23 protein-coding genes and 1 pseudogene are annotated in these 22,302 nt (G+C 67.6%); 8 read left to right on the top strand and 16 right to left on the bottom strand.

Annotated features, from left to right (window positions below; genetic code table 11):
* Nucleotides 1-59: 59 nt before the first annotated feature.
* From FHS39_RS06980 to FHS39_RS06920, 13 genes are all read right to left on the bottom strand, one after another.
* Entirely contained in the window at nucleotides 60-983 is a 924-nt protein-coding gene (locus FHS39_RS06980) for a bifunctional DNA primase/polymerase (RefSeq protein WP_184347356.1), read from the bottom strand.
* 88 nt (nucleotides 984-1,071) lie between these two features.
* Entirely contained in the window at nucleotides 1,072-2,349 is a 1,278-nt protein-coding gene (locus FHS39_RS06975) for a DNA cytosine methyltransferase (RefSeq protein ID WP_184347354.1), read from the bottom strand.
* A 90-nt stretch (nucleotides 2,350-2,439) separates the two neighbouring features.
* On the bottom strand, nucleotides 2,440-2,907 hold the full coding sequence (gene ssb / locus FHS39_RS06970; protein WP_184348721.1) for a single-stranded DNA-binding protein: 468 nt from the start codon (nucleotides 2,905-2,907) through the stop codon (nucleotides 2,440-2,442).
* Between the two features lie 5 nt (nucleotides 2,908-2,912).
* Nucleotides 2,913-3,083, bottom strand: a complete 171-nt coding sequence (locus FHS39_RS06965) for a hypothetical protein (RefSeq protein ID WP_184347352.1) — start codon at nucleotides 3,081-3,083, stop codon at nucleotides 2,913-2,915.
* A gap of 17 nt (nucleotides 3,084-3,100) precedes the next feature.
* Nucleotides 3,101-3,556 carry a hypothetical protein gene (locus FHS39_RS06960; RefSeq protein ID WP_184347350.1) on the bottom strand — a complete coding sequence of 152 codons (456 nt, stop codon included), beginning with the start codon at nucleotides 3,554-3,556 and terminating at the stop codon, nucleotides 3,101-3,103.
* Nucleotides 3,557-3,727: 171 nt separating this feature from the next.
* Complete coding sequence (gene traB / locus FHS39_RS06955; RefSeq protein WP_184347348.1) at nucleotides 3,728-5,776, bottom strand: plasmid transfer protein TraB; 2,049 nt, start codon at nucleotides 5,774-5,776, stop codon at nucleotides 3,728-3,730.
* A 13-nt stretch (nucleotides 5,777-5,789) separates the two neighbouring features.
* Nucleotides 5,790-6,314, bottom strand: a complete 525-nt coding sequence (gene traA, locus FHS39_RS06950; RefSeq protein WP_184347346.1) for a plasmid transfer protein TraA — start codon at nucleotides 6,312-6,314, stop codon at nucleotides 5,790-5,792.
* A 19-nt stretch (nucleotides 6,315-6,333) separates the two neighbouring features.
* Nucleotides 6,334-6,831 (bottom strand): hypothetical protein, encoded by a 498-nt coding sequence (locus tag FHS39_RS06945; protein WP_184347344.1) that lies wholly within the window; start codon nucleotides 6,829-6,831, stop codon nucleotides 6,334-6,336.
* 219 nt (nucleotides 6,832-7,050) lie between these two features.
* A complete protein-coding gene (locus FHS39_RS06940; RefSeq protein ID WP_184347342.1) occupies nucleotides 7,051-8,106 on the bottom strand; it encodes a hypothetical protein in 1,056 nt (351 codons plus the stop codon).
* Nucleotides 8,107-8,130: 24 nt separating this feature from the next.
* Nucleotides 8,131-8,514, bottom strand: coding sequence for an RRQRL motif-containing zinc-binding protein (locus FHS39_RS06935; RefSeq protein ID WP_184347340.1), 384 nt, complete (start codon nucleotides 8,512-8,514; stop codon nucleotides 8,131-8,133).
* Nucleotides 8,514-8,843: a hypothetical protein gene (locus FHS39_RS06930; RefSeq protein ID WP_184347338.1), complete on the bottom strand. Its 330-nt coding sequence runs from the start codon at nucleotides 8,841-8,843 to the stop codon at nucleotides 8,514-8,516. The genes FHS39_RS06935 and FHS39_RS06930 overlap by 1 nt, the downstream gene beginning before the upstream one ends.
* Nucleotides 8,840-9,133 (bottom strand): hypothetical protein, encoded by a 294-nt coding sequence (locus FHS39_RS06925; RefSeq protein WP_184347336.1) that lies wholly within the window; start codon nucleotides 9,131-9,133, stop codon nucleotides 8,840-8,842. Before FHS39_RS06925 ends, FHS39_RS06930 begins: the two co-directional genes overlap by 4 nt.
* Before the next feature lie 722 nt (nucleotides 9,134-9,855).
* Nucleotides 9,856-10,572, bottom strand: coding sequence for a GntR family transcriptional regulator (locus FHS39_RS06920; RefSeq protein WP_184347334.1), 717 nt, complete (start codon nucleotides 10,570-10,572; stop codon nucleotides 9,856-9,858).
* A gap of 59 nt (nucleotides 10,573-10,631) precedes the next feature.
* On the opposite strand from FHS39_RS06920, the gene FHS39_RS06915 reads away from it, so the two are divergent.
* Nucleotides 10,632-11,444 (top strand): class I SAM-dependent methyltransferase, encoded by an 813-nt coding sequence (locus FHS39_RS06915; protein WP_184347332.1) that lies wholly within the window; start codon nucleotides 10,632-10,634, stop codon nucleotides 11,442-11,444.
* Nucleotides 11,445-11,459: 15 nt separating this feature from the next.
* On the opposite strand, the gene FHS39_RS06910 is transcribed toward FHS39_RS06915, so the two are convergent.
* Nucleotides 11,460-11,870 (bottom strand): hypothetical protein, encoded by a 411-nt coding sequence (locus FHS39_RS06910; protein ID WP_221462467.1) that lies wholly within the window; start codon nucleotides 11,868-11,870, stop codon nucleotides 11,460-11,462.
* Between the two features lie 157 nt (nucleotides 11,871-12,027).
* Nucleotides 12,028-12,583 (bottom strand): annotated as a pseudogene (locus FHS39_RS06905) (IS5 family transposase).
* A gap of 642 nt (nucleotides 12,584-13,225) precedes the next feature.
* Here FHS39_RS06905 and FHS39_RS06900 point away from each other — a divergent pair.
* The gene (locus FHS39_RS06900; RefSeq protein ID WP_184347330.1) at nucleotides 13,226-14,113 is read left to right on the top strand and encodes a hypothetical protein; all 888 of its coding nucleotides are present in this window, start codon (nucleotides 13,226-13,228) and stop codon (nucleotides 14,111-14,113) included.
* Here the strand turns inward: FHS39_RS06900 and FHS39_RS06895 are convergent.
* On the bottom strand, nucleotides 14,034-15,245 hold the full coding sequence (locus FHS39_RS06895; protein WP_343069405.1) for a DNA cytosine methyltransferase: 1,212 nt from the start codon (nucleotides 15,243-15,245) through the stop codon (nucleotides 14,034-14,036). The two genes, FHS39_RS06900 and FHS39_RS06895, sit on opposite strands and share 80 nt — an antisense overlap.
* 984 nt (nucleotides 15,246-16,229) lie before the next feature.
* Here FHS39_RS06895 and FHS39_RS06890 point away from each other — a divergent pair.
* From FHS39_RS06890 to FHS39_RS06865, 6 genes are all read left to right on the top strand, one after another.
* On the top strand, nucleotides 16,230-17,288 hold the full coding sequence (locus FHS39_RS06890) for a transcriptional regulator (RefSeq protein ID WP_343069404.1): 1,059 nt from the start codon (nucleotides 16,230-16,232) through the stop codon (nucleotides 17,286-17,288).
* A gap of 211 nt (nucleotides 17,289-17,499) precedes the next feature.
* Nucleotides 17,500-17,772 carry a hypothetical protein gene (locus tag FHS39_RS06885; protein ID WP_184347329.1) on the top strand — a complete coding sequence of 91 codons (273 nt, stop codon included), beginning with the start codon at nucleotides 17,500-17,502 and terminating at the stop codon, nucleotides 17,770-17,772.
* 97 nt (nucleotides 17,773-17,869) lie between these two features.
* The gene (locus FHS39_RS06880; protein WP_184347327.1) at nucleotides 17,870-18,049 is read left to right on the top strand and encodes a hypothetical protein; all 180 of its coding nucleotides are present in this window, start codon (nucleotides 17,870-17,872) and stop codon (nucleotides 18,047-18,049) included.
* A 502-nt stretch (nucleotides 18,050-18,551) separates the two neighbouring features.
* Nucleotides 18,552-19,244, top strand: coding sequence for a hypothetical protein (locus FHS39_RS06875; protein ID WP_246469979.1), 693 nt, complete (start codon nucleotides 18,552-18,554; stop codon nucleotides 19,242-19,244).
* A gap of 125 nt (nucleotides 19,245-19,369) precedes the next feature.
* Nucleotides 19,370-20,113 (top strand): IPT/TIG domain-containing protein, encoded by a 744-nt coding sequence (locus FHS39_RS06870; RefSeq protein ID WP_184347325.1) that lies wholly within the window; start codon nucleotides 19,370-19,372, stop codon nucleotides 20,111-20,113.
* Nucleotides 20,114-20,296: 183 nt separating this feature from the next.
* Nucleotides 20,297-21,865 carry an IPT/TIG domain-containing protein gene (locus FHS39_RS06865; protein ID WP_343069403.1) on the top strand — a complete coding sequence of 523 codons (1,569 nt, stop codon included), beginning with the start codon at nucleotides 20,297-20,299 and terminating at the stop codon, nucleotides 21,863-21,865.
* The last annotated feature ends 437 nt before the right edge of the window (nucleotides 21,866-22,302 follow it).

Genomic DNA, 22,302 nt, shown 5'->3' with positions numbered 1-22,302 from the left:
GCCGGGGCGACCGGCCGTGTCCGGTGGGCATTTGGGCTGCGGGCGGGGCGGGTGGTGGCTCATGCCGTCCCCCGGGCGCGGCAGGTACGGGCGGAGTAGGCCAGCGCGTCACGGATCGTCGCGCGGCACTCGGCCGCCGACAGTCCGGCCGCTTCACCGGCCGCCCCAAATGCCTCCTCCACCACGTCCCGGGCGATCTCTCCCCAGACGACGAACCGTCCGATGGCGATCGTGCGCTTGAGCAGGAGGTCATGCCGCTGCCCCTCCGGCGCTTTGCTGACCCGCGCGGCCTCCCGTTCCAGTGCCACCGTGGCCCGACGGGTCGCCCCGCCCGGGACCAGCAGCGGGGCGGGCGCCGGGGCCGGTGCGGGCGCGGGCTGGAGGCGGTGCAGCAGCCACGCGGGCAGCACCGCCACGGGCGCGTTGTCGGTGACCTCGTACGCCCCGGCCGGGGTGACGCTGCCCGCGGCCACGATGTTGCCGCCCCACGCGCGGGTGTCGACGTTCGGCGCCACGGTCTTGGCCGTGCAGGGCAGGCGCACGCCGGGCGGGGCGGTGAAGTACAGGTGCATGCCGCCGGAAGGCGTCCGCACCGTGTAGGTAGTCGGCCAGGACACTCCGGCGCGCTCGCAGAGCGCCGAAAAGGCCGTCGCGCCGCAAGGCTCGTCCGAACTGCCCTTCCCGCTCTTCTCCTTGGGTACGTCCAGGTCGACGACGACCAGACCGGAAGGCCCGGTGGCGATGCCGACATTGAACGCGCCCGCGGACCATGCGGCGCGGATACGGTCGGGGTCGGTGGTGGCGCGCTGTTCCCACTTCACATGTCCACCGGCGCACTCGCCCGTGCGGAGGCAGGCGTGTTCGCCGTGCAGGGCGGATGCCTTGCCGCCGGGGCGCAGCGGGTGGACGTGCCAGCCGCGCACGGCGGCGGCCAGAGCGGCGGAGAGCATGTGCGCTCGCCGTGTGGTGGTGCGATGGGTCATGCTGGATGCCTCCAACAGGTCTGTTGTGGACTGGTTGGCCGGGGCGACCGCGTGTCTTTGGCGAGAGAGGCGGTCGCCCCGGGCGTCTCTAGGCGATTTCCAGAGCGAGCTGGGACGGGGCAGGGCCCGCGGATTCGGGGACGGCAGCGGCGAGCAGCGCGCGGTACGCGTGAACGGCCTGATGGATGACGACGCCGTTGCCGAGGATTTTGAGCTGGTCGGAGCGGGACAGACCCAGGTCCGCACCCGTCACCCAGCCGGGATCGGCGCCCATCATCCACTCCACGAACGCCGGGGACAGACGGCGGTTGCCCTTGGTGCCCGCCTCGGTCGGGTCCGGTGCCAGGCGCCCCAACACCTGCTCCCAGCGTCGGATGGCGGGCCCGTAGTCGGTGCCGTTGGTGGCCACCCACCGGCCGTCCAGTCGTACGGCCTGTCCGGGAAGGTAGTAGTTCCCGGCGCTGTCGCGCTGGTTCGGTCCGCCGTGCGGCCCGTCCGATGCCTTCGGGGTGGGCAGCAGGTTGACCACCGCTTCGTTCAGCGGGCGGGAATTGGTCCCCAGCAGGTTGGCCGCGCCGGACTTCCAGTCGCGTGCCGCCGGGGTCGGCAGGAGCGTGACGGCGGTGCGCAGGTTCATGCCGCCCTTACGCTTCGGGGAGATCCCGGGGCCGCCGGTTCCGTCGGCGGCGGCCGGGGTAGGCAGCAGTGTCAGGCGTCCGTCGGGGGCAGCAAGAAGACCACTTCGTCCTCCAGCGTGGGCCCGTGCCCGCCCGCCCTGCGCTTGTCCGGGTGCTGCGGCCCGCCGTTGCGGCCCAACTGGGAGGTGGGGGTCTTTAGCAGCGGGACACGCGACGGCGAACCAGCGGTCCCGCCGGTGGCAGGCTCCGACTTCGAGATCTCCAGCGCGTAGGCACATCCACCGCGCGTCGTACCCGCACGCGGCCAGGTCCGCGGCGACGACGTCGAGTCCCCGGCTTCGGATGGCGGCGACGTTTTCCAGGAAGACGAGTCGGGGTCGAAGATGGCGAATGGCGTGGGCGATGGTTTTCCACAGTCCTGAGCGGTCACCGGCGATCCCTCCCCGAGGTCCGGCGTTGGAGATGTCCTGGCAGGGAAAACCGGCGGTCAGCGCCGACGGGCGCGGAAGCGAGGCGGACAGCGCCGCCCAGTCGACGGCCGTGATGTCGCCCAGGTTGCGGGCGCCGGGCAGGCGGGCGGCCAGCAGCCGGGACGCGGCCGGGTCCTTCTCGCCGACCAGGACCGTGGGCAGGCCGGTGACGGCTTCCACGGCCAGGTCCAGCGCACCGGATCCGGTGCACAGGCTGACGTTGCCGCCCTCCGGCGGCGCGGCGGGATGGCGGGTCATGCTGGATGTGCCTCCAACAGGTTGGTTGTGGACTGGTTGGCCGGGGCGACCGCGTGTCTTTGGCGAGATCGGGCGGTCACCCGGGCGCGGTTAGAACGGCGGTTCGGCGCCCTCCGCCGAAGCGCCGCCGGGTGTGTTGGTCGCGGCCCACCGGTCGTCTCCGGCCGGACCGTTATGGGCGGAGCCATTGGTGCGCTTGGCGTTGATCTGGACCGTGGTGAAGCGGACGGACGCGCCGATGTCATCGATCTCGACGGCGAGCATGGAGCGCTTCTCGCCCTGGTCATTGGTCCAGTCGTGCTGCCGCATCCGGCCCATGGCGACAACGCGCGAGCCCTTGCCCAGGGACGCGGCGACGTGTTCAGCCAGAGCACGCCAGGCGGCGCAGCGGTAGAAGGCGGTGGTGCCGTCCTTCCACTGGTTCGTATTGCGGTCGAAGCTGCGCGGGGTGACGGCGATCGTGAACTTCGCCAGCGCGGCGCCGCCGTCGGTGAACTTCAATTCCGGGTCGTCAGTCAAGTTGCCGACGAGGGTGATCGGTGTATCTCCGAACGACACGTTGATCACTCGCTTTCAGGGGTGTCGGACTGGTGGTCGGCGGTGAAGTACAGGCGGGTGCGCTTGCCGTCGCGGATGGGGTACTGGCGTGCCGGTCCGGTGTCGAACGCGGCGGCCAGGGCCCGGCTGACGCGGTCGGCGTCGTCCGGCACGCAGATGACGCGGATCTCGAACACGGCGCTCCTCTCGGGGTTCAGCCGTGGAAGTGATTGCGCTTGATTACGGCCTTGCGGATGTTGACCGTGGTCCCCCCGCGGTCGTGGTGGCCGGTGTCGCCGAAGATCTGGACGGCGATCCATCCGCCGAAGATGACCGCGGCAAGGATGATGAGCTGGGTGATGAACGCCGTCAGGGCGGCGATGAACGAAGTGAGCAGGAACAATCCGCCGCACACCGCGCCGAACCCGATCCCCCCGAGCGCGATGTTCACCGCAGTCCGCGAGACTGCCGGCCGCGAGTCGACCGGCGCCGGGGCGGGCGCGGGGGTGAGGGTGTAGCCGGTGACGACGCGGCCGTCGGGCAGCACGATGCTCTGCACGGCCGACGGCGGGCTCGGCTGCACCGGCACCAGGTGCCCAGTGGGCGGGTGCACGGTGATCGGCTGGGGACCGTGGATTTCGACGGCCGTAGACCGCTCGGGGTGGGGCACGGCGGTTCCCTTCGGGACGGCCGCGGGCCCGCGTCACCGGTGGTGAGCGCGGGCCCGCGGGAGGGTGTTACGAGCAGGTGTTAGGCGGTGTGATCGACCGCTGTTAGGGCGGGTAACACGCGTGCCTGCCTAGAGGTTTGGGTGTTAGACGGGCGTAACGCGTTACGGGTGTCAGGCGGCCGTGAGGGCGGGGACGATGCGCCACCGGCCGGTGGTGTTCGTCGGCTCCAACCGGCCCTCCTGCGCCGCTTCCTTGAGTCGCAGGGATACCCAGGAGCGGGACAGGTTGTGTGCGTCGCACCAGTCGGTGAAGTCCTTCGGGCCGACGACCATCAGCCCCTTCGACTCGAACTCTGCCAGCGCATTGGCGAACAGGCGCCGGGCTTCCTCCGGCGACGGCTTACGACCGGCTTCCTGCCCGAAGATCGGAGCGTCGTCCCCGGCTTCCGGCTCGGGGAGGCCGGCCTCCGGGTCGATGTCCTGGTCTTCCGGATCCACCAGCAAGCCGCCCTCTTCCATGTCGTCCCCCTCCTGCTCGACGGCCCGCAGGCCGGTCGGCTGCTCAGTGCCGGACGCGGCCCGGCCGGTGTAGGCGCGTCCGGCGACGCTGGCGGCGGCGCCGGCAGTGATGGGGTCGGCGGAGGCACCGTTGCGCTGTGCCCAGGCGGCAAGCAGTTCCATGACCGGCACGGCCCGGTGGGTGAAGCGCCGGGTACGGCCCGGAGAGGGGTAGCGGTCCTCCGGGATGCCGGGCGAAACGACGTAGCAGTAACCCGGACGCCGGTTGCCCCACGCGCCCGGGTGTGCGCCCGCGGCCAGGACCTCGTCCGGCAGTGAGAACCCCTCGTCGCGCGCGTCGCAGCCCAGCGCGACCACCGACGGCAGAGAGGCGCGGGTGCTGGTGGACATCTGGTCGTAGGACGGCCGCTGGAGCGAGACCACCAGCGAGATACCGGCGGAGCGTGCTTCCTGCGCGATGCCGGTGAACGCGTCGTCCCCCAACGCGCGCAGCGTGTTGGCGGCCTCCTCGAACCAGGCCACCAGGAACGGCATCCCGGGGCAGCCACATGGCCGCCCATCCGGGCGGCAGGTGTGCTCAGGGCTGTTCTGCGTCTGCGCCGCCGCGGGAACCCACTGCCGGTAACCGTGAGCCCCCAGCCAGCGCGTACGCGCCGGGATCGCGGCCTCGACGCCCGCCACCAGGACTTCGGTGGGCGTGCCGCCCTCAACCCCCCAGTCGAGTCCGGGACGCAGGGGGGCGAAGTCCTGGAACGCCTTGGGGTCGGAGAACCACACGATGACGTCCCGGCGGGAGAGGATCTCCGTGAGCAGGTTCAGGGCCGTGTCACCCTTGCCAGACCCCGTGCCGCCCGCAATAAGGAGGTGGGTGGAGTTGCGGCCCGCCTCCGGGTCACCGGGAAGCCAGATCAGCAGGGGCGCCCCGTCGTCGTACCGGCCGACGTTCAGCGGGTCCGCGATCGAACCACCGAGGTTGGAGGGGCCCTCCCACTCGGCGACTTCCGCCAGCATGTCCTCTGGCACGATGACCAGTTCGCCGCGACGGGCTGAGCCGGGGTCGGGGGTGTAGCGCACGGCGGACGTCGGCAGGTCCAAGGCGGAGGCGATGTTGCCAAGGGCCTTGGTCATGTCGTCGTTGGTCTGCACACCCGCTTCCAGCGCGACCGGCGCCGAGACACGGTTCGGCTCCACCTTCGCGTTGCCAATCTGCGCCTTGGCCAGGCCCACCTTCTCCAACAGGCCCTTGTCCGAGGCTTCACCCGACGCGTCGGGGTTGTGCCGCAAGACCAGGCGCACGTTCCAGGACAGGGCCAGGGCAGGCCCGCCCATCAAGTACAGGTCACCGACAGGACTGGCGGTCGGGCCCGCGAGGCAGGCCGCGGTCAGCCAGGCGGATCCCGCGGCCACGGTGATGGCTGAGTGCAGGCGCCGCTGCTGGCTGGCGTTCTTGCCGATCAGCCAGGTGGCGCCGGTCAGCACCACCGAGCCCAGCGTGAGGCCCACGGCCGCCGGAGCGCTGTCCGCCCACCGCAGGTGACCGAGGACCCCGGCCAGGCCGGTCCCGGCCCAGCCCAGCCACGGCGGGATGTGCGGCTTAGCCCGGTGCAGCAGGTACTTGCCCACCCCGCCGGCATCCGAGCCGCCCCGGAGCTGGACTTCGAGCAGCTCGGCAAGCTGCTGCTGTGCGTTGCGCTCAGCCATCGAAGAGACCTCCTTACTGCTGAGCCCAGTTCATGGCCGGTTGCTGCGGCCTCCGGGCACGGTGACGGACGCGGTTGATCTCTTCCTCGTACTGCTGCTGGAAGGTCGAGTAGCAGGCCGCAGCGTTCTTCGCGGCATCCCGCAGCGCATCGGCGGACTTCTGCATCTTGCGAGCCACCTTCGCCGCGCGGGCCCGGGATCCGAACGGACGGCCCTCCGGGTCCGGCACCACCGCCAGCACGCCCTTCATGATCTCGGCACCCATCGCCACCTCGATGGACAGCGTCACGGCCGCTGCACGCAGGCTGTTGCAGTAGTTCCGCACCTGCCCCGGGGACGTGAACTCCGGCGGGGGCAGCAAGGCTTCGGCGCGCCCGCGTCCGTTGGCACCGCCGGCGACGGCGGGCATTCCGTTGTTGGTCTTGTTGGCGTTGACGTTGACGGTGAACCCGGGTGCGAACCAGGTCTTGTTGTTCATCGCGCTCTTGGCCTGCGAGCCGTTGGCTCCGGAGCCGGGCGCGGTGTAGGCGGTTGCCATCAGACAGGTCCTCTTCGGGTCAGCGGGAGCGAACGATGAGCCATGCGGTCTGAGCCGCAAGCCAGGCCAGGAACCAGATCAGGGGCAGCGGGCCCGCGAGCGGCCCGAACCCGGCGGCCAGAGCCAGCCAGGCGAACCCGGCCGTGACGAGCAGGGCCAGACCGGCACGCCAGACGACCGCGGCGGCGCGCGCCGGTCGGCGGATCTGGACGAAGCCAAGCCACAGCGCCGGGGCCGCGGTCAGGGTCGCGAGCAGCAGCCCAGACCACCAGGCGAGCGCGTGCAGGACCGCGGTCAGTGGCCATGCCAGCAGGGCCAGGAAGGTAGGAGCGAGCGCGCCGCGGAATCGCCACAGCATGCGTCCCAGGAAGCCGAATGCTTCGCGGGTCAGGGAGGGATGCTCCGGGACGACGACCACGAACGGCTGAGCGCGCCGGCGCCCGCGCTGACGCGGGATGTGGACGGTGTGGACACCCGCGGCCGTCTTCACGTCGCGGGTGCGGGTACGGCTGGACACAGTGAATCTCCTTGATCGGAGGAGCGATGGAGGCGGTGCGCTGTTCCCCGGCGTCATGCCGGGGTGGGCTCACCGGGTCTGCTCGCCGGGTCTGCGACAGGGCCGCTCGCCGGGGCTCACCGGGTCTGCTTCACTGGTGCGGTCGACTGCTCCGGCAGTCGCAACGAAGGCCAGCCCAATTGCCCTGGGCTGGCCTTCATTGGTGATGCCGGACGACGGTCAGGCTTCCGATTCCTCATGGGACATCAGCGAGCCCCACGCCTTACGCACCCGCTGCTCACCACCGACGAACCCACCCTCACGAAAGGCAGTCACGGCCTGGCGGTAGGACAGCGGCGGGTCGTCGGTATAGCGCAGGTTCCGCAGCACGACGACGAGCTGTGCATCGGTCAGCGGCTCCCCGGCCTGCGGGGTGGGCACACCGGCCACGGCCGCGATCTCCTCCAGCGTCACGGGCGGTGTGACGGGGGCCGTCACGGGCGTGACGGCCCCCGCCGGTACGGTCTCGAACCCGTCCGTGACCTGCGTGTCTTCCTCCGTCACGGGGGGCGTGACGCCCTCCTCGTCCGCGCCCTCGACAGCGAGCGGCTCAAGCACGGCCATCACGCCCGGGGCAGGGGCCGTGACGGGCAGAGCGAACATGCCCGCAAGCGCGGCGTCCGCGCCGTCCGTCATCCGCCCACGCTGCACGTCGACCAGACGCGCCCCGAGCAGAGCGTCACCGGTGCCCACCTTCTTGGCGAGCTTCCACGACTCCCGCTCGGAGTCATTGCGGGCGCCATCGTCGGGGTGGTTCGCGGCGCGGGCGCGGTGGTAGGCGAGCCGCTGCATGACGGCCGCGTTGCGGCGCTGCGCTTCGGCGTCCAGGCCAGTGCGGTAGACGACGATGCGGCGGGCCAGCAGGCCCATGCCCTCAGCCGATACGCACATGGCCATCGGGGTAACGGCGAACACCACCGCTTCCGTGGTCGACTGTGCGACGGCGGCGCCGGTCAGGGACGCCACGGCGGGCAGCGTCCACAGACCGACCCGCACGGCCGCCGGTGAGGACTGTCCCAACATGGTCAGGCCAACCAGGACCAGCGCCAGAACGAGCGTCGCGCCCTCACCGGCCGCGACCACGCCCAGCGCGGTGGCCGACCGGTGGAATACGGAGGTGACGTTGCTGTAGGTGCCGACTGCGCCCAAGCCGCCGAACGCGACCATGGGCACCGCGGCGGCGCTCAGCGCAAGCGCTTGGCCCCTGCTCAGGGACCGTTCTCGGGTGTCGTTCATCGGACCTTCCTGTCTCGATCGAGGTCAGGTGGTGCGCTGTTCCTCGGTGGCTATACACATCCCGCAGATGCCGTAAGAGCGCGGGATGCAGTAGCCGACATCGAGCCGGCAGCGGGGGCAGGTGCGCCGGGCGAGCATGGCCAGCGCGAGTGCGCCCCATTTGCGGGAGGTCATCGGCCGCACGGGCTTGGCGCGGTCGACGCGGTAGAGGTAGCTGACCCGCTCGCCTCCGGCCCGCCGGTTGACTCGCATGATCTGCGCCGCGATCGGCTGGCCACCGGGTCGTAAGCCCCGGGCACGGAGCTGACGGCGTGTGGCCAGACCGTCAGGGGCCAAGCGCCACGGGTAGGTGGGGACGCCGTAGCGGGCGCCGGTCGGGTCGAAGCACTTGCCGAACGCCCCGGACATCAGGCCGCCGCTCCCACCAGCGCCCCAGCCGGGATCGGGGCGTAGGCCACCAGCTCCAACTCAGCGCCCGCGTACTCGACGGACAACCACAGCACGCGCGTACGGCCGCCGCTTTGCGTGCCGTAGGTCACCGCGTCCGGGGCGATGCCCAGCGCGTCCCGCCAGCCCTCGAACCCGGCCAGGTCGTCATGGAACGCCAGCTCCAGCCGCTCTGGATAGATCGGAGTCACCCGCACGGCCGGCGCCGCCAGGTGCCCGAAGTCCGCGGCCAGCAGGCGCAGCGCCCGCAGCGGCGCGGCCAAGTCGTCCAGCCTCAGTCCCTCGTTCATGCCGCGACCTCCTTGCGCACCACGCGGCGGCGGGCGGGGCGGACCAGCGGGACCACGTTGAACAGCTCCGGGTTCTCGTCGACGACCCGCGCGGCCAGGCAGAGCAGGTCGTCTGGCAGGTCGCTGAACTGGGGGTCGGACAGGATGTCACGCGCCGCGTCCAGGCGGGCCGCGCGTTCCTCGTCGCTCTCGCCCTCCACCCCGAGCCAAAGCTCAACGGGGGTACCTAACGCCAGTTCCACGAACTCCGTGTCAGTGACGGCCTCATGACCGGCAACGATGCACTTCATGGAGGTCTCTCCTCACAGTGGAACGGCCCGAACGCGCCCGAAAGTGCCTCTACGAGGCGCGCGTCGGGGGAAAGGAACCGCACCGGATGCGGTGCGGGTGGGACCTTCGAAAGTCCTCATCAAACGGGCAGGCCGCCGACGTGACGCCGGTGTCCTGCCCGCATGACGAGCAGCAGCCCAGGCCATCAACCCCGTCTGCACTCGCAGGTACGGCATCCCGACAGGCCCTCTCCAGGTGCCCATGTGCCGTCCTTGTGGTCGACGTGGCCAGCTCACCCAGGTCATCGCGCCCGTCTGCCCATGCGGGTACGGGGATGGTCCGCTCACTTAGCCCGGCTGCTCCGGAGTCGCCCATCACAGCCACCAGCCACGCCTCCGGGGATGTTCTGGCCTCCCCGGCCGCCATTCCGACCTGCCCTGCTCACCCCAGGCCCGACCTAGCAGGCCTGCCGGCTCAACCGCTGTCACCATCCGCATCACCTGCGGATTCGTCACCAGCGAGACGCAGCAGATCACCAGTTACCAAGAAACGAACGCTTCCTTCGAGCCGTCTCACGGGCCCGTCGGGCGACGCTCAACAGACTGGACCGGTGGACCGGTCCAATCAAGTCTTGCTTGGCCGCGAGAAGTTGACGGAGCCTCATATGCGCAGCTCAGGCGCCGTGAGGGAAAATAAAAAAGCTGAACCGGTGGACCGGTCCAGCTCTAGAAATCGCGTGGGATCACATGGCGTACGTCTCGATGTGCTCGTACAGGGCTCCGGGCGTGACGCCCTCCTCGCACACCAGGGGGCGCCCTTCTCCGTCGTACGCAGTGTGCAGCACGACAGCTACGGCCGCCGGCGTGGTCAGTGCCAGGTGCAGCGCCTCCACCTCCGTCGCCATGCGGACCGTGGTGCTGTCGACGCCTTCGACCGGGAACCGTCCTGTCTGCCGTCGGACATATCGCGTCGTCCCTTCCGCGATCGGCGCCGTCTGAGCCAACCGTGGCGACGGTTCGGCCACGTCCGGCGGGAACCACGCCTGAACGTAGCTGTGGGGGCTGCCGTCCGGCGCCTGGAGGACGCGCACCCGACGCAGCGCGCGAGCCCCGGCGTCCATGCGAAGCGCCGCGGCCACGTGTGCAGGGGGTTCGACCCAGTCCGGCTCACCGACCCGCAGGAAGGGCATGCCGCCCGTCACGCGCGTTGAACCGGCCCGTCGTTCACCCGCCGGCCTCGCAACAGGCGTCTCGTTCACCACAAACCCGGTGCCCTGCCGAGCGACAACCACGCCGTCGTTCCGCAGAACGTCCATTGCCTTGATGGCGGTGGCGCGAGAAACAGACCACTGTTCCGCCAAGTCTCGACCGGAGGGGAGCGTCTCACCCGGCGCGAACTCACCCGCCGCGATCCGGGACCGCAGGGATTCCGCGATCTCCTCGTACTTGAGCAGTGCCATAGCTCCTCAATCTGATAGCTGCACTGGACTGGTCCACCGGTACACACGATACTGCGGGCATGTCGAACCCCAGGTTGGCGCCGGAGATCGAGCACTTCTACTCACAGGTCATTGACGAAAGTGACCGACTGACCATGTCCGCGGACGGACGGCTGGAGCTGATCCGGACGCAAGAGATCCTCAAGCGCTTCCTGCCACCTTCGCCCGCTCGCGTGCTGGACGTGGGCGGAGGGCCCGGAGTGCATGCGCGCTGGCTCACGGCGGACGGATACAAGGTCCATCTCATTGACCCTGTCGCTCGTCACGTTGAGCAGGCAGCGGCGGTGTGCTCCGCGTCCCTGGGCGACGCCCGCGCACTCGATGCAGGCGACGCCACCTATGACGTGGTGCAGCTCTTGGGGCCCCTCTACCACCTCCCCGACGCGTCGGAGCGGTTGCAAGCGCTCCAGGAAGCACGACGCGTGGTCAGGCCCGGCGGCCTTGTGGCAGCGGCAGCCATCAACCGCTACGCGTCGATCTTCGAACACAGCGCCTTGGGTCACCTGCACAGCCCGCGGCTGGAGTCTTCGGTGTCCGAGATCCTGCGCACCTCTGTCTACGACGGTCGGCGAGGCTTCACCATCGCCTACTTCCACCGGGGTGAGGAACTTGCCGACGAACTCCGCGCTGCGGGCCTAACGGATGTGCAGGTCTTCGGTGTCGAGGGACCAGCTTGGTCCATGCTCAAGGCTGTGGAGACCCACTCAGGCGCCACTCCGAGCGAAGAGCTCTTCACGTCGGTTCTCACGGCCGCTCGCATGGCTGAGCCATACCCGGAACTACTGGCCGCGAGTTCTCACCTGCTTGCAGTCGGCCGGGCCCCCGCCACCTAGGCAGTGTCCGGCGGATCAGGGACGGACCGGGAGGCGGTGGGCCGGGGATGAGCCGTCGGCGGGGATGGAGCCGCGGGTCGCCAGGATCTCGCCTGTTTCGGCGAACTCCCAGTGGGTCGCGTCCTTCCCATCCTTGAACGGCCATTCGACGCGGACGACAGGGCGGCTCAACAGGCTCTCGAACCAGCCGGCGCACCGCTCCGCGAGCTCCTCGACCGTGCCGGAGGCCCGGAAGAAGCCATGCTCGGGCGACTCGTGAAGGTTGAAGAGCTGGTCGCGGACTTTCCCGGCCAGCGCGTGTGTGCCGTAAAAGTGCACGGCCCACTCGGCGAGCACCAGCCGGCGCGCCTCATCGAGAAGGCTGATATGGACGAGGAACGACGACTCGTCACCGAGGCGTCCGACCTGGCTGGGAGCCCACGGCACCTGCCAATCAGCGGCCCGGGCTCACAGGGCCGCCAGGAAGGCGAGTTCGGCCTCGTCGAAGTCCCAGGACTCCTCGCCGTACTCCTCCGGGTCCTCGACCTCGAACCAGCTGTTGACGTCCACAGGGAGACTCTAGAACCACAGGGTGCCTCGCAGATCACAGGCGGATTGCCGCGGTGGTGACGGTGCCGTGGAAGATGTAGGCCCTCTTGTCGTAGCGGGTGGCGACGGCCCGGGAGTTCTTGAGCCGGTTGATGGTGCGCTCGACCTCGTTGCGGCGTTTGTAAATCTCGCTGTCGAAGCTGGTGGGCCGGCCGCGTCGGAGCGGTGGTGCCGGGGCGTAGTTCTTTTTTCGGGACGTGTGGCTTCTTCTTGCGGGCCCCTGCCGCGTGCTGGAGGGCCCGGCAGGACGTCGAGTCGACGCTGACCATGCTCCAGTCGATCCGGCCCGCGAGGTCGGCGTCGGCCTGGACGGCACGCAGGGTCCGGTCCCACGTGCCGTCCGCCGACCAACGCCGGTGCCGTTCATAGACGGTCTTCCAGCTGCCAAAACGCTCGGGAAGATCCCGCCACGGTATGCCCGTTCGGACCCGGAACAGGATCCCGTTGATAACTCTGCGGTGGTCGTTCCACTGCCCGCCACGCCGTCCCATCGCCGGCAAGTGCGGATCCAGCCGGACCCACTCGGCATTCGTCAGATCACCCCGCCCCATGCCGGGAACAACGAGCCAGCAAACCGACAGTCACATGATCCGCCGGACAGGCCCTAGCCCCAACGACGTCCGGGAGTCGCGCAGCCAGCCCGCCAACGCGTCCTGGCGGTTGATCAGAGTGTTGTCTATGTCGAAGAAAGCAAGCCTAGGCACACGAAGGAAGCAGGCGAACACCACCGACTCCGTCCCCGTCGGCGCGACCGCGGCACCGATCAGGGAGGCCACGGCAGGCAGCGTGCACAGACCGACCCGCACCGCGGCCGGGTTTGAATATCACCCCTTGCAGCGTCATTGGGTCCCTCGGCCGGCACCTGACCTCAACGACAGACCCCTGGTCGACCGGCTATGCCACGGCAAGCGCACGACGTCCGCCAACTCTGCGCAAGAGGGGCGAGCAATCAGAAGGCGTCGGACATACACGACTGACATCCACGACGCCTCACGTGCGCGCACTTCGAAGGCCTGGGCGAGCTGTCGCTCCAGTCGACGCCGCTGAGCCCTGCCGCCGACGATCAGGAAGGCAACGGGGCGTGAGATGCAGCGAGGGCCACGAGCAGCACGCGCGACGTTCCTCGGCAGCTTGCGACAGCCAGCACCCGCGGACGCCCTATCCATCGCCGCCCAAGCCGCTACGATCCCGGCATGGACGTTGATCTTAAACACATTAAGGACCGCATCATTGCTGGTCTGCACGGCTTAGAGGCTCGTCAGCTAGCTGCGGTTGAGTCCGTTGTGCGCAATATGCATCGGAAAATTGAGTTTCGTCCCGGAGGTACCAGAGATCTCGTAAGTGAGGCATTCCGTGATGAAATGTCACTCTTCCTAGTAGTGCATCACGCCCTGCATGAGCGAGCCCTCAACAAGGAGAACTTTGAGTACGTATTCAAGCAATGCTTGATCGCATCCGGAGACCCCACGGCCAGGCTAAACCCCAACCAGAAGCAGGCTAAATTCGATGTTGCCGGTGGCGGTCATCGGTGGTCACTGAAAACCGAGTCGGGCGATTCAATGAGCCGCAAAACGGTTAAGGTGGAGAAGCTCACCGAAGCTCTTTGGATTAGGAACAGCCCAACTGCGGAAGACTGTGCTCGAAACGTTCGCGAGAAGGTCACTCCTCGGCTCCTCGATTATGACCGAATCGTCGTGCTACGGGCCCTCCGAAAAGAAGGGATGATTACTTACAGCCTCGAAGAAATTCCATGGAGCCCACTTCATACGGCCCTGATGAATGACACTCGCGCCGAGATATTCTCGAAGCGCGTGAGGGGAGGGAAGAAAGCAAAGAGCTTCGGGGCCGACTACCTTAAGGAGGGCACTCAAACCCGGTTGTTTCGCATGTTGCTCGACACCAGCGTCGAGAAGGTGCGAATTTGGTACGCGCTGGACGAGTGCCTTCACCATGGCTACTGGACGTTGCCAGCGTCGACCTCGACCAATGTTTCAGAGCTATCTAAATCAGAAGCAGTTGAGCTTCCTCCGCAACGAGATCATCGGCCCGAAGAGACGTGCCAGGAAGAATTGCCGTTTTGAGCTCAGGGGCTTCTCCGCCGAGAATCCACGAAGCAACGTGAGCGAGCTGGTAAGAGACTAGCGGCGGCACCGCATCACCGATCTGTCGGTACAGATTCTTTCGGCTTTGCCCGATGAATTTGTAGTCCTCGGGGAACCCGTTCAGAATCGCCAACTCGCGAACTGTGCACTGGCGGTCCTGCTCCGGATGGGCATAACGTCCGTTGCCCACATGGGAGCATTCGCGTTTGATTGTAGGAGCAGGACGGTCCCAGTACATTCGCCCATACACATCGCAGTAGGCGTTCAGACGCCCCGCCTCTACAGCCTTCCTCATCGACGGGATTAGGAACTTCTCCGTCTCCGGGCTCCGCAAGAGATCTGCCCAGCTCCCACCATCGTGCGGAACTGCAGCAATCCTCGCCAATGATTCGCCAGCGAGAGCACTACTGGTGTGGTTCTCGTCGTGCGGGTGTTGCTCTCCAGCGCGAACGGCCGGCAGATGAGCAATCGCCCGTCGAACGGTTACGGCTTCCTCACGCACCGAATAGCCATGCCAAAGATCTTCAAGCGTGAGTGCAGAAAAGCCTGGCGCTGTCGCCACTACAAGGGCTCGCTCACGCTGCTGCGGCAATCCAAACCTCGTCAAGAGGTGTGAAGATGCCTTGACCGTGTACCCCATGCCTTCAAGAGATGTCTTCAAGGCTTGGAAATGATGCCGGAAGTTCCCTGTAAGTAGCTGGGGGACATTCTCCATCAGCACCACTTTTGGTCGCATTACCGCAACATGGTCTGCAACCCGGGCAACCAAGGAATTCCTGGGATCGTCTTGCGCCCAATTTTTGGACACGGCACGGGAGAAACCAGTGCACGGGGGGCACGCGAGGAGAACGTCTACTCCGCCAGACGGAGCGATCTGCGCTGCAAGCTCATCTGCTTCGATGACTGAGAGATCGACGCCCATAGGCTTGACGCCGATATTCGCCTCATAGGTAGCGTTGCAGCCGATCGCTCCATGACCAGTGCTTGGCTTTCCGACCTCCACGTCTGCAGCACCGTGCATCTCAAAAGAAGGGTGAGCGTGAAACCCGAAGCTCATTCCCCCACCGCCGGAAAAAAGATCCACAACGGTATAAGCGCCAGTCGAAGCCACTTGATCTCCTCTTATCGCGCCAAATAGTACTTCCGATCCGCTGCGGAAGTCAAGCCGCCTAGGCGGTGTCGTAACTCACTTTCACATCGCTGAAGGCTCCATTTATCAAAATGGTCGGCCACCCGCTTCAACCGGAGAAAGCCATAAGGTGTCACGCGTGGAGTCATGTCCAGACCATAATGATGGGAATGGAGCTTTGCGCGCTCGACCGTCCCTCCCGACGCGCAAGGTCGACGCGGGCAGAGTTTCTCTGTAGAGGCCTGGCGCGTGGGTCGAATTTTTGTTGACATCCGTGGACGAAATCATGTGAGTCTCGCGTTCAGAGCGGAGTGACCAGCAGTGTTGTGGAGGAGGGTCACGCTCTCCGGAGCCGTTGCAGGACAGCAGTGAGGTACAGCAACCACACCCGCCCGACCACTCCGCCCTGCGATGCCCCGCTCGTAGCTCGCATCAAGAGCTGATCTGCCTGGAGCACTGTCGTCGGCTGAGGTAGAGGCAGCGAGCAGAGGTAGCCGCAGTTCGCCGCTCTCGGGGACGCCAGCGGTCGTCCGGGGCGATGGGGGCATGCGCTACTTCCACAGGATGGGTTGCAGTTCTCTGGAGAGTGCCTCGGACAGAGGTAGCAGAGCGGCTGGAACCCTTTCCTCCGGTGAATGCGCGGTAGAGCAAGGCGTCCGACCGCCGCTTGATCACGGAACTTGCAGGTCAGACGCCTGATGACACTCAAGCGCCCACCTCTCTTCTAAGCGCTTGGCCGCAGGTTCGAGTCCTGCCGGGGGCGCCCTTCTCCGCCCTCCCATAGGGAGGGCGTTTTTGCTGGTCAGAGCGGGTCCGGCCACACACAGCAGAAAGCACCGGCCCGTGTCGCTGGACGGCGCCCCGCTGACGAGCCCCAGGTACCGGAGTTCCGCCGGTACCTGGGCCTTCTCTGTTGTTGACGTTCGAACCGCCCGGCTCCCGGCACAGACCTACCATCGGCTGTCCGTGGGCTCCCTGCTCAAGCTGGCCAGCGCGCTCAAGACTGATATTTCGGTGATCCTCGGGCAGCAAGCCCCGCGCCAGGGCACGAGTCGAGACACCCGGGCCGCTCTGAGGCGACTGTCTGACGCAGTACACGACAGCGCGCTTGGCGACTGGGACGGTGTCGAGGATCCAAGCACCCTCGCGGATCTTTCAACGGCGCGTGATCGTGTCGTGAGTACCTACTGGCGCGGCGATTACGGGGAGTTCAGTGAAGTTGTCGCAAAAGTTCTGCTTGAGGGGAGTCTCAGGTACGGCCAGGCGACGGGTCACGAGCGTGAACAACTGGGCTCGGTCCTTGCCAGCGCATATCAGTTCGCTTCGTCGGCGGCGGTCCTACTTGGGCAACGTGACCTGGCTCTTAGCGCGCCGACATCCGCACATCGTTTGGCCGAGGACTCGGGTGATGTTGTCCTGTCCTCGCTCGTGGAATCGACGTTGTCATGGATTCACCTGCGCAGCGCCAAGGTTCCTCGGGCGGTAGCCGTTGCCGAGCGGGCTGCGCTCCGGATCGAGCCATCGTTCAGCAAGCCGTCCCGTCCTCAACTGGTGGCGTACGGGCGGTTGATGATCTCCGCCGCTGTGGCCGCATCCCGCAAAGGTGACGCCGACGCAGCCGACGACCACCTGCCGCAGGCGCACGCGTCAGCTGCGCGGCTTGGTCACGACGTGTCGTTGTACGGCACGCACTTCGGCCCCACCTTCGCGAATACCGAAGCCGTAGGTATCGCCGTGGCCCTCGGCAACTACGGACGGGCGCTGAATCTGGCCTCTCGCACCGAACTGTCTGGTTCCATGCCCAAACTCGCCAGGAACCGCTACAAGCTCGACGTCGCTCTCGCACAGTGCGCCGCCGGCCTCTACGACCAGGCCGCAGACGTCCTGATCGACGTCGGCCTCGACGCACCTGAATGGGTTCGGCACCAGGCCCTGCCCGGTGTCATCGGTCAGCGAATCGCCAAAGTGTCTTCAGCGAAGGTCCGTCATATCAGTGACGTGATCGGAATGCCCTTGATCACGTGAGCCCTACGGAGCGTACGAGTGGCCGCGCACGGCCTTCGCAAAGACTTCGAGAGCATCGTTCAGCAGGCCGGCGGTTTCTTCTACGCGACGCGCCCGATGAGCCCGGAGCACGGCGACACAGCGGCCACCGGGGGTACACCGTGCCCCCTCCCCGGCCCTGTACTACGCGTGCTGCCATGCAGCTCATCTCTTCGCGTAATGTCGCAGACCCTTGATCGGCAAGGTGGTCCGTGACACCGCCCGTGACCGCCTCGGACAGGTGATGGGCCGCGTGGGCCCGCGTTACCAACTGCGCCCGATCAATGGCGGGCGCGAGTGGGAGACGACACCCGGCGACATCGAGGCCCTCGACGAGGCGACGCGCTGCGACAGGTGTACCAAGATCAAGACCGCACGGGCCAAGGCGCACCGCGAAGGGCGCCGAGGCACTGTCTACGGCCTCACCGTCGTGCTGAGCCGCCATCTGCGGACCGAGCACTCGTGAACCACAACCCTGTGATGAACGCGCCGAAACTCACTACCGCCGGGCTGCTCTGCTCCGTCAACTGCTCCACCTGGACTGAAAACCCACCGCCGAGCCATTGGCATACCTCTTCATCGCTCACCCGCCCGCCCGACGGCCCAACGAGACCCGCGAGAGCATCGAGAAGAGCATGCGCGACCTGGGCGCCACCCTCGGGCTCCACCCCGCCTCTCAGCAGATGCACTACATCGGTGACCGCCATGTAACGGCCAGCCAGGCCCGGCAGCACGTCAAATGAGCATGAAGCCCTGCGAGGTCCATTGCCGGTTGGGGGGATGACGGCTGCCGCCACGGCGACGGCGGCCACGTGAAAGCGCGGCGCTGCCGCCCTTAACGCGTTTCCCCCGGCAAGGGATGGGCGGTCCGCCGAGCTCAATTCATAAAAATGATGTCTACCGGTTCCATCGGGTAGCAAGAACCTGGATGCGGCTTCACCCGAACATCGCAGTGCATGAATCAATGACCCCTGCGTCCATTCGAGTGACGTGACGTCAAGGGTGTTGCTGACACTCTAACTCCAGCGGGTTACTGGTCTTAGTCCAATCCACTGGGTCGCCCATTCCTCTCCGGGGATTGGCAATTGGCCTGCCGTGGTGATCCCGTCTTAGAGCGCAGGCGGTGGCGCAGCCCTGGCGCCGCAGTGGGTGCCCTCCCGCGTTGAGGCTGCGAGTGCGCCAGCGGATGCCCCGTTCGTGGGCACCGACTGGTGCGGCGGCCCTCGCCACCTCTTTAGGAGCGTCATGCGAGCAGTCCGCACCTTGCGATCCATCATCGGCGTCTGCGCCCTGGCCATGGGGTTGACCGTGGCACTGACCGTGGCCCCAACTATGGCGCACGCCCAGACTCCTGTGCTGTGCAACGAGACCGCTTTGGTCAATGCCATCACTGCGGCGAACGCGACCGGTGGGGACACCTTGGCGCTGATGCCGGGCTGCACCTACACGCTCACCAGCGCCCATGGCAGCGGACCCACCGGGCCGGTGGGGCTGCCGCCCCTCACCGCCCCGATCACCCTGCTGGGGCTGGGAGCCACCATCACCCGCGACCCGAGCGCGCCGCCCTTCCGGATCCTTCAGGTCGAGGGCGCCGCGAATGTGCCGGGCGCCAAGGGCCAGCTCAGCATGGTGGGAGTCACCATCCGTGGCGGCAGTGCGGTGGCTCCCTTCCCGGGAGGCGGCATCACAAACCTGGGCGGCACGGTCTTCCTGGTCTCTAGCGCGGTCACCGGTAACACCGCCGTCGCCGGGGGCGGGGTCTACACCGACAACGGCGCCGTATCACTGACCGCCAGCTCCGTCACCAGCAACACCGCCACCTCCAGGGGCGGCGGCATCTACGTCAACTCCGGGGGCGTGACCATGCTGGCCAGCACGGTCAGCGGCAACACCCCGGACAACTGTGCCCCGTCAGGCAGCGTCGTCGGCTGCACCTGACGGCCCGGTCGACGTCATCGGCCGAAGGCTCCACCAGGCACCCCCGGCACCGTCGGCGACGAACGTCGCCGTGCGGTCGCGGTTCGTCACCCCCACTCGCAAAAACCAGCCAAGGAGACGACCTCATGCCTATTACCCCGAACCAGGGTTCGACAGGAGGCGGGACCACCGTCAGCATCACCGGTACGAACCTCGCTGGCGCCACCGCCGTGCACTTCGGTACCAAGCTGGCCACCATCACTGCCAACACGGCCACCTCGGCCACCGTCACCTCCCCGTCCGGGACCGGCAGCGTCCTCGTGACCGTGACCACCCCGGGCGGCACCAGCAACCCGCTGTCGTTCTTCTACGTCGGCGCACCGTTCAAGTCCGCTCTGAGCCCCGTCTCCGGTGCGACTGCGGGCGGCAACACCGTCACCATCAACGGCATCGGCCTGTCCACGGCCACCGCCGTGAACTTCGGTACCGTCTCCGCGACCCCGACCGTGGTCAACGACACCCAGTTGACCGTCACCGTGCCGACGGGCACGGCGGCCGGGGCGGTTGGCGTCAGCGTCACCACCGCGGGCGGCACCAACAACGGCCTGTCCTACACCTACGTCGACACGCCCACCCTCGGCACCCCGTCCCCCGCTTCCGGACCGACGTCCGGCGGCACCGCGGTGACCATCCCCGGCACCAACCTGACCACCACCCAGTCGGTCACCTTCGGCGGTGCCGCGGCGCCGTTCAGCGTCATCTCCGACACAGAGATCTCGGCCGTGACCCCACCGGGAACTGCCGGCGCCGTGGACATCGTGGTCACCACCAGCGCCGGCAGCGTCACCGACACCGGCGCCTTCACCTACATCACCGGGCCCGGCATCTGACCCGGCCTTCGGGCTGATGGCTGCCGGTCTGCGCAAGGGCCGGTGACCGCTTGCCCGGGCGGGTGCCCGGTTGTTTCCTCCCCGCCCGGACCGGCCTCAACAGCGCCCACCTCAAACGGCCCCAACCTGATCCCGGTGCCAGGTCAGGTTGCGGCTCTGGCTGCTCGCGAAGGAGCAAGCTCAATGAACCACCCCGCACACCCAGCGACCACTTCCGCCGAGCCCTTGGCCACGCCCGTCCCCATGGTCAGCTCCGTGTCCCCGATCTCCGGGACTACCGCGGGCGGCACCAATGTCACCGTGACCGGTACCGGGTTCACCGGCGCCACCACCGTGCGCTTCGGCGCCACACCGGCAACCTCCTTCACCGTCAACTCAGACACGCAGATCACCGCGACCACGCCCCTGGGGTCCGGCACGGTGCAGGTCACCGTCACCACTCCTAGCGGCACCAGCAACCAGTTCGTCACCTACACCTACGCCACCACCTCCGGGCCGACCCTTACCTCGGTGGTCCCGAGTTCAGGTCCAACGGCCGGTGGCACCACGGTCACCCTCACCGGTACCGGGTTCACCGGTGCCACCGCTGTGCACTTCGGCGCCACACCGGCAACCTCCTTCACCGTCAACTCAGACACGCAGATCACCGCGACGTCACCTGCGGGAACAGAAACCGTTCAGGTCACCGTCGTCACCGCGGGCGGTACCAGCAACGAGGTGCCTTTCACCTACACGACCACACCGGCCCCCGCCCTTGCCTCGATCGCCCCGAGTTCGGGTCCAGCGGCCGGTGGTACCACAGTCGCCCTCACCGGTACGAGCCTGGCGACTGCCAGCTCGGTCCGGTTCGGTGCCACACCGGCTACTTCCTTCACCGTCGTCTCCGGCACCCATATCGTCGCCGTCGCCCCTGCCGGGACCGGCACGGTTCAGGTCACCGTCACCACCCCTGGCGGTACCAGCAACGGGATCTCGTATTCCTACTTCGCGGCACCTGCTCTGAGCGGCGTCAGCCCCAACGAGGGACCCACAGCGGGCGGAAACACCGTCACCCTTTCCGGCGCCAACCTCACCGGAGCCACCGCCATTACCTTCGGCGCGACTCCGGCGACCTCGTTCACGATCCTGTCCCCGACCGTGATCACCGCCGTGGTCCCCGCAGGGACCGCCGGGCCAGTCGACGTCACCATCACCACCCCTGGCGGTACGAGCACCCTGAGCAGCTCCTACTTTTATGTCAACGCCCCGATCCTCATCAGCGTCGCCCCGGGGGCGGGTCCGCTCTCAGGCGGGAACACCGTCACCCTCACCGGCAACCACCTCATCGGGACCACCGCGGTGCACTTCGCGACCACCGCCGCGGCCACATTCACGGTGGTCTCCGACAGCCAGATCACGGTCGTGGCCCCCGCGGGTGTGGCCGGGCCGGTCGCCGTCACCGTCAGCACCGCCGGTGGAACGAGCAACCCGGTCTCCTACACCTACCTGGCTGCACCCACCGTCACGGCTCTCAGCCCGGACCAGGGGCCCACCTCCGGCGGAAACACCGTCACCCTCACCGGCACCAACCTCGCCCAGACCACCACCGTGCTCTTCGGCACGACACCCACCGGGTTCACCGTGGTCTCCGACAACCACATCGTCGCCGACGCCCCACCCGGACCTGCCGGCCCGGTCGGTATCACCGTCATCACCCCCGGCGGCACCAACGCCGCGAACACCTACACCCGAGTCCCAGCACCCGGTATCTGATTCGATCGACCAGTTCCTGGCAAACCTGTCCGTGAAGGCCAAGACGCGTCTGTCATTCCTAACTGATCGCTTCCGAATAAGATCGGCCTGTCGGCTGACGCCGACGGTTCGCGCTGGGCAGCACCTGTGGAAGCGGATAGCCCCGCTGCTGCCACCACGCCCAGACCGTCGGCACCGACACCGGGGCAGGTTGCCAGTGGCCGGTCGGCTGCTTCCGCGTTCAGCTCGCACCAGTACCGGTAGCCGGCCCGAGGCACAGGGGTGTGAGTCACATCAACTCCCCGTCGGCCCGCCCCGCCAGGTACGCCCGGTACGGGCGGCTGTTGATCACGTCGTAAGTCAGATGGCTGGGGTGTTTGGCCAGGTGTCCGAACACCCCATCGCTGTGCGACTTCGGAGCTGACACTGGCCGGGCTCTGCGCCCCGGCCTTCACCGG

The organism is Streptomyces olivoverticillatus, assembly GCF_014203555.1.
GTDB lineage: Bacteria > Actinomycetota > Actinomycetes > Streptomycetales > Streptomycetaceae > Streptomyces > Streptomyces olivoverticillatus.
The sequence above is the reverse complement of the archived record's forward strand: the minus strand, read 5'-3'. Positions and strand labels throughout refer to the sequence as shown.